The following is a 15,650-nucleotide window of genomic DNA, read 5'->3' on the forward strand; positions in this document are numbered from 1 at the left end:
GATTAACTATCTTACACAGGCCTCCCCCCTTCAATCTTTTAATAAACCATACCAATAATGAAAAGGACATTCCAACTACTAACCCTTGCCTTTGTTTTCCTCATATTCAATACCCTCGAGGCTCAGGAAATCGATTGGAAAGAATTTCCATTGGAATTAAATCCAGCCCAGCAGGAGCACATAGTATTTGGCCATCTGGATCTCCCGGAGTACCCCGCGGCAAACGGGCCTTTTAAGATGGCGTTCGCGGTGATTCGCGAGAATCTTGAAGCGCCCAAAAAGAATGCTTTGATCATTATCCCCGGTGGGCCGGGAGGAGACATTGCGCAATATGCTCCGGGGGTTATGCGCAGTGCATTCTTTGAACTCACGGATCAATACGATATTGTCCTGGCAGACCCCCGCGGCACAGGATACTCTGAGCCAAAGGCCTGTGATAATTTGGATACGCCTTTATTTCAATATCCGGGGATTTGGAAAAAAGAGCGTAAAACAGTTGAAGCGGCACGGCGGGAAGCCTTAGAGGCATGTAAAAATTCACTTGCGGAACAGGGAATAGACCTCAATGGCTACAGTTCCAAACAACTGGCTCGGGATATTGAGGTGCTGCGTCGGACATTGGGATATGACCAATGGGTAATTTATGGACACAGTTACGGTTCCTATCACGGACAGGCCTTACTACAGCAATTTCCCGAAACCATTAAAACTGCAGTGCTCAGCGGCATTGTTGCCCCAGGTAAAAGAAGCCTGGAGTACGATTTCGAAGGATTTGCCAGTAGCTTAAAAGCGCTCCTGGACGAATGCGCCACCGATTCCAATTGCAACGAGAGCTATCCGGATTTGGAAGACCAGATTTTTGAGGTATTAAATCGGCTTCGGGATGCTCCCATGGAAATCGATGTTTTGGATGGGGATGAAACCCTATTGCTTAACGACTATGTATTCCTGGGGGCCATATTCCAGCTCATGTATGGTAAGAGTACGCTTGAAATCATCCCGTTACTGATTCAAACGGTCAACAATGAAGAAGCATGGTTGATGCAAAATCTGGCCGAAGGGCAACTTCAGATGTTTGCCGGCCTGCGCAATGATGTCAGCGTATTTGTAAACTGCAATGACAGTCCCGATAATTATGCGATCCGGAATTCGGATGCGTACAACGATCCGTTCGCCAGCAGATTACACGACCATTGGTTTAACACCTATTTCCCGGATCGGATTGATTGTGACCAACTTGGAATTCCGGAGCCGGAAATACCCGGAATCGAGCGGTCGACAGTAGTAGTTGATAGCCTCACCATGCAGACGGACACCATTCCAATCCATTGGGCCGCCGAAGTGCCGATATTGATACTTGACGGGGAAATGGATCCAGTAACGGCCCCCATGAAATCGGAAGTTCTGCTCCAGTTTATGCCGCATGCCAAGCGGTACACCGTTGCCAACCGCGGGCATGACGTCAGACCGGGCGCTATGGATTTTATTGTGGATTTTATTGAGAATCCTTCGGGCCTTACTGAAGCTTCCCCGGGACCTGAACCTCAGGCCATGAACTTTGTGAGCGGCGTAACCCTCAATCCAGGAGTTTCTTCCCTGGCTGTTGCGGCTGCGTCGGGTATCCCAACCATAGCCTACGTAGCCGGTATTGGGACGGTTTTTCTGGTGTTAGCCCTGTTACTGGCATTGTTCGTCGGAGTGAAGTCCCTGTTAACCCGATCGGAGGCCGGGATACGCCGTCGCATTTGGCTTTTACTTGGCGTTAGCGTATTAACAGCAGGTGGGTTATATCTCGCCTTTATATCTGCACTTAGTATTAATCCCATGTTACCGCTTTTCGGGCTTCCTGCTCACTGGAGTTGGGCCTTGTACCTTCCCTGGATATTGCTGTTTGTCCTGCTTTGGAATATCGTGCGTTCTGTGGGAACCCAGGAGTCTTCCAAGGCTGCTTGGTGGGTAAAGACCCTCTCCTTCCTGGGTGCTATGATCCTCCTGGCCGTCTTGTTTTCTCAGGGCATTCATTAAAGGAAGTATAACGAGCGCATTGTTATTAAATCCTGTATCTTTTTCCAATGAAAAAGTATGTCCTGATCCTCCTGGCTATTATGCTAAGCCCAAAGCCTGCCAATGCCCAGAATGCAGAATCCCAAACAAAAGAAGTACCCTTAAAAATAGCGGTAATAGGGCTGACCCATACGCATGTCCACTGGATCTTTGACAGTGAAAAACGTGGCGGATTCGAGATCGTAGCTATCGTTGAACCGAATCGGGATTTAGCCCGTCGCTATGCCGAGCAACACGGTTACTCCATGAATCTGGTGTACCCTGATTCCCAAAGTATGCTCAAAGCCGTTACCCCGGAGGCGGTAACTGCCTTTGGTACCATCTACGAGCATCTCGAGGTCGTCGAAACTTTTGCTCCACTGGGGATTCATGTGATGGTGGAAAAACCCCTCGCGGTTAGTATGGAACACGCCCAGCGCATGGCCGAATTGGCACGGACCCATGGTATTTATTTGCTTACAAACTACGAAACTACCTGGTACCCGAGCAATCACCTTGCGTATCGGAAAGTGGTACAGGAAGGAACCATTGGTGATATTCGGAAAGTGGTTATCCGCGATGGTCACCGCGGACCCAAGAAAATTGGTATCAATGCCGAATTTCTGGACTGGCTAACCGATCCAATGCAGAATGGCGGAGGTGCACTGACAGATTTTGGTTGTTATGGAGCGAACCTCCTTACCTGGCTCCATCAAGGAAGGCGTCCGGTAAGTGTCACGGCTCTTACCCAACAGTTACAGGCCGAGAACAATCCAAAGGTCGAAGATGAGGCCATTATCCTGGTCGAATACCCTAATGCCGTTGGTATCATTCAGGGTTCCTGGAACTGGCCCATTGGCCGCAAAGACATGGAAATATACGGGCTCACCGGTGCCGTATTTGCCGACAATCGGAATTCCCTGCGTATCCGTATGGCAGAGGGTTATGACGGCTTTAAGGAGGAAGCCTTTGAGCTGGAGGAACGCCCGGCCCCGATCAATGATCCCTTTACCTATTTTGCCGGGGTGATTCGCGGAACTATTCCTGTGGCCCCAGCCGATTTAAGTGCCCTGGAGAATAACCTCGTTGTGGTGGAAATCCTCGATGCAGCAAGAGAAAGCGCAAGCAGCGGGCAAAGGATTTACCTTAACCAAGAAAAATAGATCGTCCTAAATTAATATCTGTATTCTGGGATACCATAGACGTTATTTTTCTAATACTTTTCGAACCAACCAAAATGCTCCTGGATAATTCGGTCTTTTTCACGCTGCACAAATTCCAAATAGGCAGCAGCCGTCGGTGAAAGATTCTTGGATTTCAACCAAATCAGATTCCAGTGGGTGATCATGGGTAAGCCTCGAACCGGTATGATTTCCAGATCTCCGTTCCCTAGGGCATTCTTAATCCCAATCAGCGGCATAATGGAATAGCCCAATCCCGCAATAAGCGCCTGCTTTAAGGCTTCGTTACTGGTAAGCTCGATTCTTTTGGGGTTCTCGTAATTGTACTTGTTCATAAAAGTTTCCATGGCCATCCTCGTGGCAGAACCAGGTTCACGAAACAACAAAGGTTGCTTCCTGAAAATATCTGCCTTGGAATAATTGGCCGGAAGTTTCCTGCGCGACCCGGTAACCAGATAGAGCTTATTCTGCATGAGCTCTACCCGATTTACTTTGAGGTGTTCCGGCAAAACGGAAACCATGGCAAAGTCTACCGCGTTTTCTTCCAGGCTTTCGACTACGCGCGACTTATTGGTAACATCCATGACCAGATCTACCCCCGGATTGGCCTCCATAAAATCCGTGAGGAAATAAGGCATTACATATTTGGCGGTTGAAGCGGTGGAAATTGTGAGGCGGCCGGCAATTTCACCTTCAAAGGCATGGGTCTTATAGTTAATCGCCTCTACCTGGTGGATAATTGACTCGGCGGCTTCTGCAATTTCTCTACCAAAATCGGTGATGTATAAGCGTCTTCCTACCACTTCGGTCAAGGGGATACTAAACTGATCCTGAAAATTTTTTAACTGTATACTAACGGCAGGCTGGGTTAAGTGCATGGCCTCTGAAGCCTTGGTAATACTCTGATAATGAGCAACATTATAGAATATCTTCAACTGATGCAGGGTGTAATTCATAAAATATATTAATGTTAACCATGCTAAATATAAATATTATTTAATTAAAATTCTATTACATCTTTGCATCAAAATTCAATTTAACATGGCACATAGTACAACAGATTTTAACACATCACAGCAATCGCAAAGCACTGAAGGTTCCAGCTTGCGCAAGGGTGCTGTCCTGAGCAAAGGAGGCGCGAAGCGAGTTGCAATAATCGCAGGCCTGGGAACATTGCTGGGGCTTTCCTGGAGTGTGGATCAACTCTTCTTCAAAGAACTAGTCCTGATCTCTGCAGTTATTTCCCTGCTGATCCTGGTAAACTGGCTTGGCGACAAGCAAGAAGGACAGATTTCCTAACGATTTAATCAGCGAACACCCGCTGCGATTTCAATCTGAAAAAAACTAAGCGTTTAAAACAAATTATCATGGCTGTACAAACTAAAACAACTGAAAAAGTTCAAATCGTAAAAGGAGGTTTTACCCCCTCAGAAGCTAGCGACTTATTGCTGAGCCTTCTGGACGAGAAAATCAACTTTCACAAATTGCAACGCCTGCGTTGGTGCGAGGGTTACTTCAAAGCCGATACTTCCTATGCGGACACCCGAATCGCCCAACTTCAAGAAGAAAAAGATAAAGTTCGAGAGTTTATCCGACTGGCCCGAAAAGAAGGTAAATGCCTGACCATAGACGGAGTCTTAAACCTCTCCTTCGAAGATCAAAACGCCGGAAAATAATCCCGGCATTTTTTTTGAACCAATCGTAAAGAAGATCTGAAAATCTAATGGATTTACACCTTCTGGTCGATAATCTGACCAACCCTGCCCTTCTGTTCTTTTTTCTTGGGATTATTGCGGTACAGCTGAAAAGTGACCTCGAAATCCCTCCGAATTCATCCAAGTTTATTTCTCTGTACTTGCTGTTTTCGATTGGTTTCAAGGGAGGGCAGGAATTGTCACACAGCCCCTACGAACCGGAAATCCTCTACTCGTTGATTTTCGGGATCCTTCTGGCCATAGTTGTTCCGATCTATACATTTTTCATCCTTAAGCGCGCGATGAGCATTCCCAATTCGGGGGCCATTGCGGCAGCTTATGGTTCGGTTAGTGCGGTGACCTTCGTCACAGCCATCGCTTTTCTGGATATGGAACAGATTACCTACGGCGGCCATATGGTGGCGGTTATGGCTTTGATGGAAGCACCTTCGATTGTAGTAGGCGTTTTGCTGATGTCCCTTTTCGATAGGACAAATACCGAGAAAGTACATATGCCCTCCATATTACGGCACTCCCTCACCAATGGCAGCGTGCTGCTCATCCTGGGAAGTTTGGTAATTGGTTTAGTGGCCAGTGATGCTCAGGCCGAAGGGATCAAGCCCTTCACTACGGATATCTTTAAGGGATTCCTGGCTGTCTTCCTCCTGGACATGGGTATCAGTAGTGGGCGGAAAATCGGGGACTTCCTCAAAAAAGGATGGTTTGCGCTTATGTTTGCCATTATAATTCCCCTTATCAATGGTTCGGTAACCGCTGCGCTGACCTCAGCATTTGTCGAAAGTACGGGGAATCGCTTCCTGTTTGCCATCCTGGCGGCTAGCGCCTCTTACATTGCTGTGCCCGCTGCGATGCGGATTGCTGCGCCTAAGGCAAATCCAAGTTTATATTTACCGATGGCCCTGGCCATTACCTTCCCCTTCAATATAACCTTGGGGATGCCCATTTACCTGTGGCTGATTCAACTGTTCCCCTGATAACCGTTATTGGCCCTGTTGGGTGAAAAGATGCAGGGCCAGGGTTACCAACCCCAGGCTAACGATGATTATCAATACAAATCGGCGGAATTGCTCCTGGGTTACCCGGTCCAGGATGCGCTTTCCGATATAGGTTCCAATGACGCTGACCACCGCCAGTATTGGGATCAGGTAGAGATCGTGCTTGTGGATATATCCGTTAAGACCATAGACTACAGTTCTGCTCAGGTCTATCCCAAAGTCGATAAAGGCGGAAGTGGCAATAAAGGTTTCCTTTTTGAGGTTAAATGCCGCCATAAAGGCCCCTCGTATGGCCCCGCCTGTGCCCATTAACCCTGCCAGAAAACCGGAAGCTGCCCCACCGGCAAACGCATTCCGGTTGGTAGGTTTCATTTCGTTTTGCTGCTGGATTAAGTAAAAACCCCCGAAGAGCAGGAGGAAAATCCCAAGGCTCAAACTGAGATATTTCGGATCTACAAACTTGCTCAACCAGGCACCCACAATTACAAACAGTACCGCAGGGATTCCCAGGTACACCAACAATCGCTTATCGATCCCTTTGCGGAAAAAGCCAATTTTGGTGAGATTGCTGGACAGGTGGAAGACAGCCGTAATACCTAAGACCGATTGAAAATCCAGGAAATAGCTCGCCATCGGCACAAAAAATACCGAAGACCCAAAGCCCCCAACCGTCCCGAGAATCTCGGCAATCAGGGCCAGAATAATAAACCAGGGCAGGTTCCGTAGCAGCATGGCTGAAGTATTTCAACCAAGATAAAGCGCCCTGCCTGAGGGAATAATGATTTTTGTCAATAAAACGTTTGGCAGCTATCGGGGAATCGGAGTATATTTGTGCCGCTAAATTCCAGGGCCACGTGGCGGAATTGGTAGACGCGCTACCTTGAGGGGGTAGTGTCCTCAGGACGTGCTGGTTCGACTCCAGTCGTGGTCACTTAAAGCGCAAACCCCGCTCGATTGAGCGGGGTTTTGTGTTTAGAAACGACGTCAAGAGCTTGCTCTTGAAAGGCGTTGATGAACACAAAACCGCAATGCTGAAAGCATTGCAGGGATTGCATTTTCACTCGGGAGCGCATTCTGGAGCACCGAGCAAAGCGAAGGTACTCCAGCGCTTTTAAGGAATGGCCTACTTAACTTCAAAAGCCCACGCACCTGCTGGCTCTTGAAGTAGGTCATAACAAATTCCTGGAACCAAATTCCAATCCCCAAATTCCATAAATTAGCCTTGCCTAAGCGGAAACATGAGTAAAAAAGTAGTCATAGTTGGAGGAGGTATCATGGGGCTCAGCAGTGCCTACTACCTTCAAAAAGCCGGACACCAGGTTACCATTGTGGATCAGGGAAGCATGGATTCCGGGGCCTCTTATGTGAATGCCGGATACCTGACCCCGAGCCATATTGTTCCCCTTGCTGCTCCCGGCGTCATGGCCAAAGGGCTTAAATGGATGTGGAACAGCAGTAGCCCATTCTACCTCAAACCGCGCCTGGATTGGGATTTTTTACGTTGGTCCTGGGAATTTTATCGCAGTTCCACCCGTGCCAAAGTGGCCCGAGCCATTCCGTTAATTGCAGAAATCAACCTCCAGAGCAAGGCGCTTTATTCGCAATGGCTGGCTTCTGGAGAATTCGGATCATTCCAGCTAGAACACACCGGCTTATTAATGCTCGCAAAATCAGAGGCCTCCCTGGAAGCAGAGCGGCAGGTCATGCACCGGGCTGGTGAACTTGGATTGGAGGCTCGGGAACTGGATCGAAGCGAATTGCTCGAGGTTCAACCTGGCCTGCGTGATGAGGTCGCGGGAGCCATCCACTTCCTGTGTGATTCCCACACAACCCCGGTACAGCTCATGCCCAGAATACAGGAAGCTTTGAAAAAATCGGGGGTGGAATTTGAACCCAACGTCCGGATCACCGGATTTAAAAAGAACGGTGAAAAGGTAAGCGCAGTGCTGGGTGAGAAAAGCAATGGGCAGGGAGATGCTGAAGTTGCCTTTTCGGCAGACGAGGTTGTACTGGCCAGCGGGGCCTGGACACCGGAACTCATGAAGACACTCGGACTTCGCCTTTCTCTTCAAGCTGGAAAAGGGTACCGCATCGACTTGAAAAGGCCTACTCCAATAACCCTGCCTGCCGTCCTAATGGAATCAAAAGTGGCCATTACGCCTATGTCCGGATTTACCCGTTTCGCAGGCACCATGGAACTTTCAGGAGTTAACCATAAGATCCGCATGAATCGGGTACGTGCTATTGCCGATGGTGTTGCCTCCTATTACAAGGACCTGAACGCCGAGGAATCCGAACTACAGGAAGCCTCATGCGGACTCAGACCAGTATCCCCTGATGGTTTGCCCTACATTGGCCGGCCGGGAGGTTGGAAGAATGTGATCCTGGCTACCGGACACGCGATGATGGGTTGGAGTTTAGGGCCGATAACGGGTAAATTGGTGTCCGAAATTACCGATAATCAAAAACCCTCTGTTTCCCTGGAAGATCTGCACCCGGATCGGCGATTTTAATAATACTTCAGGATTTAGAAGAATTTAACGCTCAACTACCCCGCGGATCCCCAGAATTTTGGTATGTTTGTTTAAGTTTTTCCATTAAAACATGAACAACGTAAAAAAGTCCTTCGGTATTCGCGATCTTGAAAACCTAACAGGAATCAAGGCGCATACCATACGAATTTGGGAAAAACGCTATGGGTTGCTCTCTCCTGAGCGCAGCGAAACCAACATCCGCTCCTACAGCCTGAGCAGTCTTCAAAAGCTGCTGAATATTACTCTGCTCTACAACAACGGCTATAAAATCTCCAAGATTGCCGCCCTAAAGGAGGAAGAAATTAAGGAGGAGGTCAAGACCCTGGTTAATCAGCAAACGAGTAATGATCATGCCATAAGTGCCTTTAAACTGGCCATGATCAATTTTGATTTAAGCCTCTTCCAACAAACCTATAGCTCACTGCTGGCCGAAAAACCCTTCAGGGAAATCTTCTGGGATGTCTTTATCCCGTTGCTCACCGAGATCGGACTGCTATGGCAGACAGATACCATCGGTCCGGCCCATGAGCATTTTATCACCCACCTGATCAAGCAAAAGATCCTGACGAGCACAGAAAAGATACAGATCCGTGAAGCGGTTACCAAAGATCGTGTGTTCGTTCTTTTCCTCCCGGAAAATGAAATACACGATATCGGGCTGTTATTTGTGAACTACGAATTACTCGAGCGTGGTTATCATACCGTCTATCTCGGGCCCACCATTCCCGTAGAACACCTAAGGGATCTGTTTACGTACTACGATGACCCGGTATTTCTCTCTTACTTTACCGTAGACCCCAGTCCGGATCAGATCGCGAATTATCTGAAGTCTTTCAAAGAAAACCTTTTGGACGCGGCTCCTTGCGAACTTTGGATCCTCGGAAGACAGACAGAGACGATGCAGCAGGCGGATCTCCCCGAAAATGTGCGTACCTTCGAGAGCATTGAAGCCCTTATTTCCCAGGTCTGAAGCCTGCGTTCATGAGTAAGAATATCGCTATTATCGGTTCCGGATTCTCCTCGCTATCAGCAGCTTGCTATTTAGCAAAACAGGGGCATCAGGTGCAAATCTTCGAAAAAAATGAACAGCCCGGTGGCAGGGCTTCTCAGTTCAAACGCGACGGTTTTACCTTTGATATGGGCCCCAGTTGGTACTGGATGCCCGATATTTTCGAGTCTTTTTTCAACGATTTCGACAAACAGGTTTCCGACTACTATCACTTAGACAAACTGGACCCCGCCTATCAGATTGTTTTTGCCGATCAGGTAGTGACCATTGGAGATTCCCTGGAAAAAATTGCTGCTGAATTTGAACGAATCGAACCGGGAAGTTCCCCTGCACTCTACCGTTTTATGGCAAAGGCGCAGAAGAACTACGAAATTGCTATTGGCAAAATGGTGTACAAGCCCGGCAGAAATCCCCTGGAGTTAGTTAGTCCGGAAACGGCCATGCGGGTTGGGCAGTTTTTCAGTACCATCAGCCAGGATGTCCGCAAAAAATTTACCAATCCCAAACTGGTCTCCATCCTGGAGTTCCCTGTTTTGTTCCTGGGAGCCAAGCCTTCAGATACGCCTTCCTTCTATAGCTTCATGAACCATGCTGATTTTGGTTTGGGAACCTGGCATCCCCGGGGAGGAATGTACAAAATCATCGAAGGTATGGTTGCGCTCGCGCAATCGCTAGGGGTTAAAATACATACCCGGGAAACCGTAGAAGAAATTATTGTCCAGGGAGGTCAGGCCAAAGGGATTACCACAACAGATGGGGAAATCCAGGCAGATCTGGTACTTAGCGGAGCGGATTATGCGCATAGCGAAACCTTGCTTCCCCCTTCCTGCAGGCAATACAGTCCTCAGTACTGGGAGAAGCGAACTTTTGCACCCTCCTCCCTGCTCTACTATGTGGGCTTCGATAAGAAAATTGAAGGAGTACGCCATCATAATCTCTTTTTTGATACGGACTTCGAACAACATGCCCGGGAGATTTACGATCAACCCCAGTGGCCTAAGGAACCGTTGTTCTATGTCAATTTCCCTTCAGTTACTGATAATTCTATGGCACCAGAAGGCAAAGAAGCTGGTTTCTTTTTAATGCCCCTGGCCCCGGGTCTCGAGGATACCCAGGAGCTTCGGGAAACCTATTTCTGGCGCATGATCGACCGGTTGGAGCAGCGAACTGGCCAAACTGTGCGAAATAATATTATATTTAAAGAGAGCTTTTGTGTTTCTGACTTCGAAAACCGCTATAATTCCTACAAGGGAAACGCTTATGGCATGGCCAATACGCTGAGGCAGACCGCCTTTTTAAGGCCTGGGTTGCAGAGTAAGAAAGTCAAAGGCCTCTATTTCACCGGCCAGCTAACCGTTCCAGGGCCAGGGGTACCGCCCTCGTTAATCTCTGGAAAATTAGTAGCCGAATTGATTCAAAAACAGTATGCTTAATTCCCTAAGACTATGAAAGCTCTTTTTGATCATGTTAGCGAGGGATGCAGTAAGCTGGTAACCAGACGTTACAGTACCTCGTTTAGCCTGGCAACGCGAATGCTCGCGGACAGTATCCGTCAGGATATCTACAACATTTATGGCTTCGTGCGCCTGGCCGACGAGATCGTGGATTCCTTCCACGATTACGACAAAGCTGACCTATTTGAGCGCTTCGAAAAGGATTTGGAGCAAGCTCTCGAAGAGAAAATCAGTCTGAACCCTATTCTCAATGCTTTCCAGGGGACCTATCACAAATATGGGATCCCGATGCATCTGGTGGAAGCTTTTATGAAAAGTATGCGCCTGGACCTGCACAAAAAGGATTATCTGACTCAGGAAGAATACCGGGAATATATTTATGGTTCGGCCGATGTGGTTGGTTTGATGTGCCTCTGTGTTTTTGTCAAAGGAGACAGGGAGCGCTATGAACAACTTAAAGAATCGGCTATGGCCTTAGGGTCTGCCTTTCAAAAAGTAAATTTCCTGCGGGATCTGAAAGCAGATTACGAAGGTTTGGATCGCAGTTACTTCCCCAATGTCAATCTGATGGAGCTGGATGAAACCTCTAAGGCAGCTATTGTTGCTGAGATCGAGGAAGATTTTCGATTGGGATATAGTGGCATCTTAAAACTACCGGCAGAATCTAAATTCGGGGTTTATATGGCTTATCGTTACTACAATAAGCTCCTGGGGAAACTCAGACGCACCCCTTCGTTGGAAATAGCCAATGCCCGGATTCGGGTACCGAATTATCAAAAAGTTGGGCTTCTCGCCCGTTCATACGTAAAATACCGCTTAAACCTGGTCACATGAGTATCGCGATCTGGATCCTAATTTTCATAGCTACCTTCTGCATCATGGAATTTATGGCGTGGTTTACCCATAAGTACATCATGCATGGATTTCTCTGGTCACTGCACAAAGATCACCACAAGAAGGATCACGATTCCTGGTTTGAACGCAACGATGCCTTCTTCATTTTCTATGCCGTTGTCTCCATGAGTTTTATCATTTCAGCGGCGGAATATGGCTTCACTCCAGGTTGGCCTTTAGGCTTTGGAATCCTGGCGTACGGAATAGCCTATTTCGTGGTCCACGATGTTTTCATTCACCAACGCTTCAAACTTTTTCGAAACGCCAATAACCGGTACGCCCGGGGGGTGAGACGAGCTCATAAGATCCATCACAAGCATTTGGGAAAAGAGGATGGCGAATGCTTCGGGATGTTAGTGGTCCCCTTCAAATACTTCAAAAAATAATTCATGCCCCAGGCTTGCGTAATCGGGGCCGGAATCGCGGGTTTGGCCGCATCTATCAGGCTTCGCTCCAAGGGCTATGAGGTACGCGTATTCGAGGCAAACCCCTATACCGGTGGAAAGTTGCACGCCGCCAAATACGGTGATTTCCGATTTGACCTGGGACCTTCCCTCTTTACCCTTCCCCATCTGGTAGACGAATTATTCGACCTGATGGGTGAGTCGCCCAAAGACCACTTCGAGTACCATCAGAAATCCACCTCCTGCCACTATTTTTGGGAGGACGGCACACGTTTTCAAGCCCCTGCGGATCGGGCAGCATTTTGCCAGGAAGCCTCACGGGTATTCGGCGAGGCCGAGGAAAACGTATTAGGCTATCTGAAGTCGAGCGACCGAAAATACGAACTGACAGCACCCGTTTTCCTGGAAAAATCCCTGCATCGCTTAAACACCTATACGAATGCCAAAACCCTGAAAGCCCTGGCCCTGAGTAGCGGACTTGGCATTTTTAAAAGCCTGCACAAAGTAAACCAACAGCGCTTCACCAATCCGAAAATGGTCCAGCTCTTTGACCGGTACGCCACCTACAATGGTTCGGACCCCTATCGCACTCCCGGAATTATGTCCATGATTCCACATCTGGAGATGGGAATTGGCACGTTTTACCCGAAAGGAGGCATGCATCGCATCAGCCAATCGCTGTATGAACTGGCTCAGCGCCACGGGGTCAAATTTCACCTCGGGACCCCGGTCACAAGATTGCATCCGGAGGGAAATCGGATAGGAGCTGTTGAAACAGCCTCGGGCAATTATCCATGCGATTTGTTTGTTTCAAACATGGATGTTGTGCCAACCTATCGGAAGCTACTACCCGGAGTTGCTGCCCCCGAGCGCACCTTACAACAGGAGCGCTCCAGTTCGGCCCTTATTTTTTACTGGGGGATATCCGAAACCTTTCCGGAATTAGACCTGCACAATATTTTCTTCAGCGAAGACTATCGAGAGGAATTTCGTCACCTTTTCGAAACCCGGGACCTGGCCAATGATCTAACGGTCTACGTGAATATCACCGCCAAAGAAACACCTTCCGATGCCCCAAAAGGTTCTGAAAATTGGTTCGTAATGGTGAATGCCCCTGGGGATTACGGGCAGGATTGGGCAACCTTACGCGCCAAAGCCCGCCAACTCATTTTGGATAAGCTATCTCGCATCCTCAAGCGCGATATCGCTTCCCTGATCCAAACAGAAGCTGTCCTGGACCCACCTGAAATAGCCAGGCGAACCAGTTCCTTCAGAGGGGCGCTTTATGGCGCGGCCAGTAATGACCGAATGGCTGCTTTCTTAAGACATCCCAATAAACATTCACGATTCGATAACCTATATTTTGTAGGGGGATCGGTCCATCCTGGTGGGGGTATCCCCTTGTGTCTGCTTTCGGCCAAAATCGCGGCAGCGGCCATTCCAGAATGCAGAAATTCCGCTTGAAACTGATGCCGAATACCAAAAACCATAGCATTTCCTTAGTGTCCTTTGGGATCTTCCTGATCTGGTTGTTCCACCTCAGTGGTTTGGTGGGCATTCTTATAGGATATGCCGATTGGTTCATCCCGAAAACCCCGCTAAATCTGCTGCTCAGCGGGATTATTTTTGTTCTTGCTTTTCCGATTCTCCGGTTTAAAACGGGTTTACTATTTCTTGGATTTGCGCTTATCGGTATGGCAGTGGAATGGATTGGCGTACATAGCGGATTACTATTCGGTTCCTATGCCTATGGGGAAAATCTGGGACCCAAAATTTACGGGGTACCGGCCCTAATCGGGTTAAACTGGGCCCTTTTGGGATTCGCATCCGGTGCTGTTGCCAGCAGGCTGGTGCAGGGTCGGATATTGCGCACTGTTATCGCCGCGGGCCTGATGACTTTACTGGACCTCGCGATAGAGCCCCTGGCACCGGTATTTGATTTCTGGGAATTTGAAGGTGGGGTGGCTCCCTGGACCAATTACCTCAGTTGGTTTTTAGTGGCTTGCGGGATGCAATACTTGTATCAGCGTTGGAAACCTGAAAACGGCTATCTCATTTCCCTCCATCTGCTCAGTGCGCAAGCGGTCTTCTTCGTAGTGCTGAAGCTAACGGATTTCTTATAGTCCTGAAGCCCCGAAATCGGGCACATTAGGCCAGGAGCCCAGACTTTTAAAAGGCGTAAATCGAGCGAATAATTCCTCCCGGTACCAATCGTGTTTTCGGGTTCGCTGGATAGCTCCCTGATGGTTCTGGGTACCATAGGCATAGGACTTCATAGCCGCTGCGTCCTTCCAAATACTAAAGGTAGCCATCTGTATGAGGGGAACCTCCCCGATCCCTTTGTGAAATATTAGCCCTGGGGCGTTATTCAGGGGTTTTTGTGAATGGGGAACGTATTTCCAAAAACGGAAGAGATGACGCTTTTTTATCGTAGCCCTGGTCAGTACTGCCATCTGATTATTGAGATGTGACTTCGCTACTGAAGGTGCGTCAGCCGATGTTTCGCCAAAAGGGTTTTCGCCATCCCACGCCCCCCTGACTTTCACCAGGTTGAGATACAGGTTAAGGTGAAACTTAGCCCGGTTGGCATATTCCAAAGCCAGCGGATGCACCCGGAAATAATCATCTGCAGCTGCCTCAGACTCCCATACTTGCAGGATAGCGTAAACATTCCAATCCGGGAAAATGCTGTATCCAGACGCACCGGATCCCATGAGTTTGTAAAACGTCAGGCCTGCTACTTCTTCCAGGGGCTCGCGAGCCACTTTGTTTTGCTTAAGCGCCCAGAGTATATCCTGAAAACCTTGGAAATGGTACAGGGATATAGTGGTAATTCGAGGCATTCGTTTCAGGGTGTGGATAAGAGGTTATCCAGTAATTCCCGAACACTACGGCTGTCCCAATCCGAAATTCCTTCCTTGGCAACCACTATGTAGCCGTCGCGATCAATTAGAAAGGAACGGGGCGGGTCTCCTTCCGGGAAGGGACTCGGTGTGCCGATGATCTTGTAAGTTACTGGAAAGGTAAACCCGTGTTCCTCCATGAATAACTCCACGGGTTCTCGCTCTTCATCGGTAATGATATAGAAGTCTACCCGGTCGCCATAATCCTCGTACAAGTCCTGTAGCGTCATTAGCTCGGGAAGTGATGGCAATCTCCAGGAAGCCCAAAAATTGATCAGGGCAACACGGCCGCGGGAACGGTCAAAGTTGAAGAATTCCCATTCAGCGTCCTTCAATGTCCAGTCGTAAGTCGGTATTAATTTTCGCTCTTCAGCCGGGATTTCGTCGGGAGCAAAGGCAAAAAGTTGCATAAGCGCAATCTTGCCCCAATGCCCAATTGGCGTGACAAAAAAGGATAGTACAAGGCCAATCAACAAAATATTCAGCCAGGTCTTTCTGCGCGTTTTGTTCATGGCCGA

Annotated in this window: 16 protein-coding genes and 1 tRNA gene; 13 read left to right on the plus strand and 4 right to left on the minus strand. The window is 48.4% G+C overall.

The features are described from left to right. Positions 1–57 precede the first annotated feature (57 nt). On the plus strand, positions 58–2,025 hold the full coding sequence (locus tag BM318_RS11390; protein ID WP_092982727.1) for an alpha/beta fold hydrolase: 1,968 nt from the start codon (positions 58–60) through the stop codon (positions 2,023–2,025). Between the two features lie 47 nt (positions 2,026–2,072). Next, positions 2,073–3,206 carry a Gfo/Idh/MocA family protein gene (locus tag BM318_RS11395; protein ID WP_092982728.1) on the plus strand — a complete coding sequence of 378 codons (1,134 nt, stop codon included), beginning with the start codon at positions 2,073–2,075 and terminating at the stop codon, positions 3,204–3,206. A 50-nt stretch (positions 3,207–3,256) separates the two neighbouring features. On the opposite strand, the gene BM318_RS11400 is transcribed toward BM318_RS11395, so the two are convergent. Further along, positions 3,257–4,180, minus strand: a complete 924-nt coding sequence (locus BM318_RS11400; protein WP_092982729.1) for a LysR substrate-binding domain-containing protein — start codon at positions 4,178–4,180, stop codon at positions 3,257–3,259. Between the two features lie 85 nt (positions 4,181–4,265). Between BM318_RS11400 and BM318_RS11405 the strand changes: the two genes are divergently transcribed. The 3 genes from BM318_RS11405 to BM318_RS11415 all read left to right on the plus strand — a co-directional run bounded on the left by BM318_RS11405 (position 4,266) and on the right by BM318_RS11415 (position 5,913). Continuing rightward, positions 4,266–4,523 (plus strand): hypothetical protein, encoded by a 258-nt coding sequence (locus BM318_RS11405; protein ID WP_092982730.1) that lies wholly within the window; start codon positions 4,266–4,268, stop codon positions 4,521–4,523. A 68-nt stretch (positions 4,524–4,591) separates the two neighbouring features. Continuing rightward, positions 4,592–4,900: a hypothetical protein gene (locus BM318_RS11410; RefSeq protein ID WP_092982731.1), complete on the plus strand. Its 309-nt coding sequence runs from the start codon at positions 4,592–4,594 to the stop codon at positions 4,898–4,900. Between the two features lie 47 nt (positions 4,901–4,947). Further along, on the plus strand, positions 4,948–5,913 hold the full coding sequence (locus BM318_RS11415; protein ID WP_092982732.1) for a sodium-dependent bicarbonate transport family permease: 966 nt from the start codon (positions 4,948–4,950) through the stop codon (positions 5,911–5,913). A gap of 6 nt (positions 5,914–5,919) precedes the next feature. Here the strand turns inward: BM318_RS11415 and BM318_RS11420 are convergent, their stop codons facing one another. After that, positions 5,920–6,666, minus strand: coding sequence for a sulfite exporter TauE/SafE family protein (locus BM318_RS11420; protein WP_092982733.1), 747 nt, complete (start codon positions 6,664–6,666; stop codon positions 5,920–5,922). Positions 6,667–6,782: 116 nt separating this feature from the next. Between BM318_RS11420 and BM318_RS11425 the strand changes: the two genes are divergently transcribed. The 8 genes from BM318_RS11425 (at position 6,783) to BM318_RS11460 (ending at position 14,352) form a co-directional block, all read left to right on the plus strand. Next, positions 6,783–6,865, plus strand: a tRNA-Leu gene (locus tag BM318_RS11425). Positions 6,866–7,172: 307 nt separating this feature from the next. Continuing rightward, positions 7,173–8,447 (plus strand): NAD(P)/FAD-dependent oxidoreductase, encoded by a 1,275-nt coding sequence (locus BM318_RS11430; RefSeq protein WP_092982734.1) that lies wholly within the window; start codon positions 7,173–7,175, stop codon positions 8,445–8,447. Positions 8,448–8,538: 91 nt separating this feature from the next. Further along, positions 8,539–9,438, plus strand: a complete 900-nt coding sequence (locus BM318_RS11435; RefSeq protein ID WP_092982735.1) for a MerR family transcriptional regulator — start codon at positions 8,539–8,541, stop codon at positions 9,436–9,438. 11 nt (positions 9,439–9,449) lie between these two features. Next, positions 9,450–10,910: a phytoene desaturase family protein gene (locus BM318_RS11440; RefSeq protein WP_092982736.1), complete on the plus strand. Its 1,461-nt coding sequence runs from the start codon at positions 9,450–9,452 to the stop codon at positions 10,908–10,910. Between the two features lie 12 nt (positions 10,911–10,922). Further along, positions 10,923–11,765, plus strand: coding sequence for a phytoene/squalene synthase family protein (locus tag BM318_RS11445; protein ID WP_092982737.1), 843 nt, complete (start codon positions 10,923–10,925; stop codon positions 11,763–11,765). Then, entirely contained in the window at positions 11,762–12,211 is a 450-nt protein-coding gene (locus tag BM318_RS11450) for a sterol desaturase family protein (protein ID WP_092982738.1), read from the plus strand. The genes BM318_RS11445 and BM318_RS11450 overlap by 4 nt, the downstream gene beginning before the upstream one ends. A 3-nt stretch (positions 12,212–12,214) precedes the next feature. After that, complete coding sequence (crtD, locus tag BM318_RS11455; protein WP_092982739.1) at positions 12,215–13,693, plus strand: 1-hydroxycarotenoid 3,4-desaturase CrtD; 1,479 nt, start codon at positions 12,215–12,217, stop codon at positions 13,691–13,693. A gap of 5 nt (positions 13,694–13,698) precedes the next feature. Next, positions 13,699–14,352: a carotenoid biosynthesis protein gene (locus BM318_RS11460; RefSeq protein ID WP_177218305.1), complete on the plus strand. Its 654-nt coding sequence runs from the start codon at positions 13,699–13,701 to the stop codon at positions 14,350–14,352. Here BM318_RS11460 and BM318_RS11465 read toward each other — a convergent pair. Continuing rightward, positions 14,347–15,072 carry a hypothetical protein gene (locus BM318_RS11465; RefSeq protein WP_092982741.1) on the minus strand — a complete coding sequence of 242 codons (726 nt, stop codon included), beginning with the start codon at positions 15,070–15,072 and terminating at the stop codon, positions 14,347–14,349. The genes BM318_RS11460 and BM318_RS11465 overlap by 6 nt on opposite strands. Before the next feature lie 5 nt (positions 15,073–15,077). Beyond that, positions 15,078–15,644: a TlpA family protein disulfide reductase gene (locus tag BM318_RS11470; RefSeq protein ID WP_092982742.1), complete on the minus strand. Its 567-nt coding sequence runs from the start codon at positions 15,642–15,644 to the stop codon at positions 15,078–15,080. Positions 15,645–15,650: the final 6 nt, after the last annotated feature.

It is taken from the genome of Robiginitalea myxolifaciens (genome assembly GCF_900115205.1).
Lineage (GTDB): Bacteria > Bacteroidota > Bacteroidia > Flavobacteriales > Flavobacteriaceae > Robiginitalea > Robiginitalea myxolifaciens.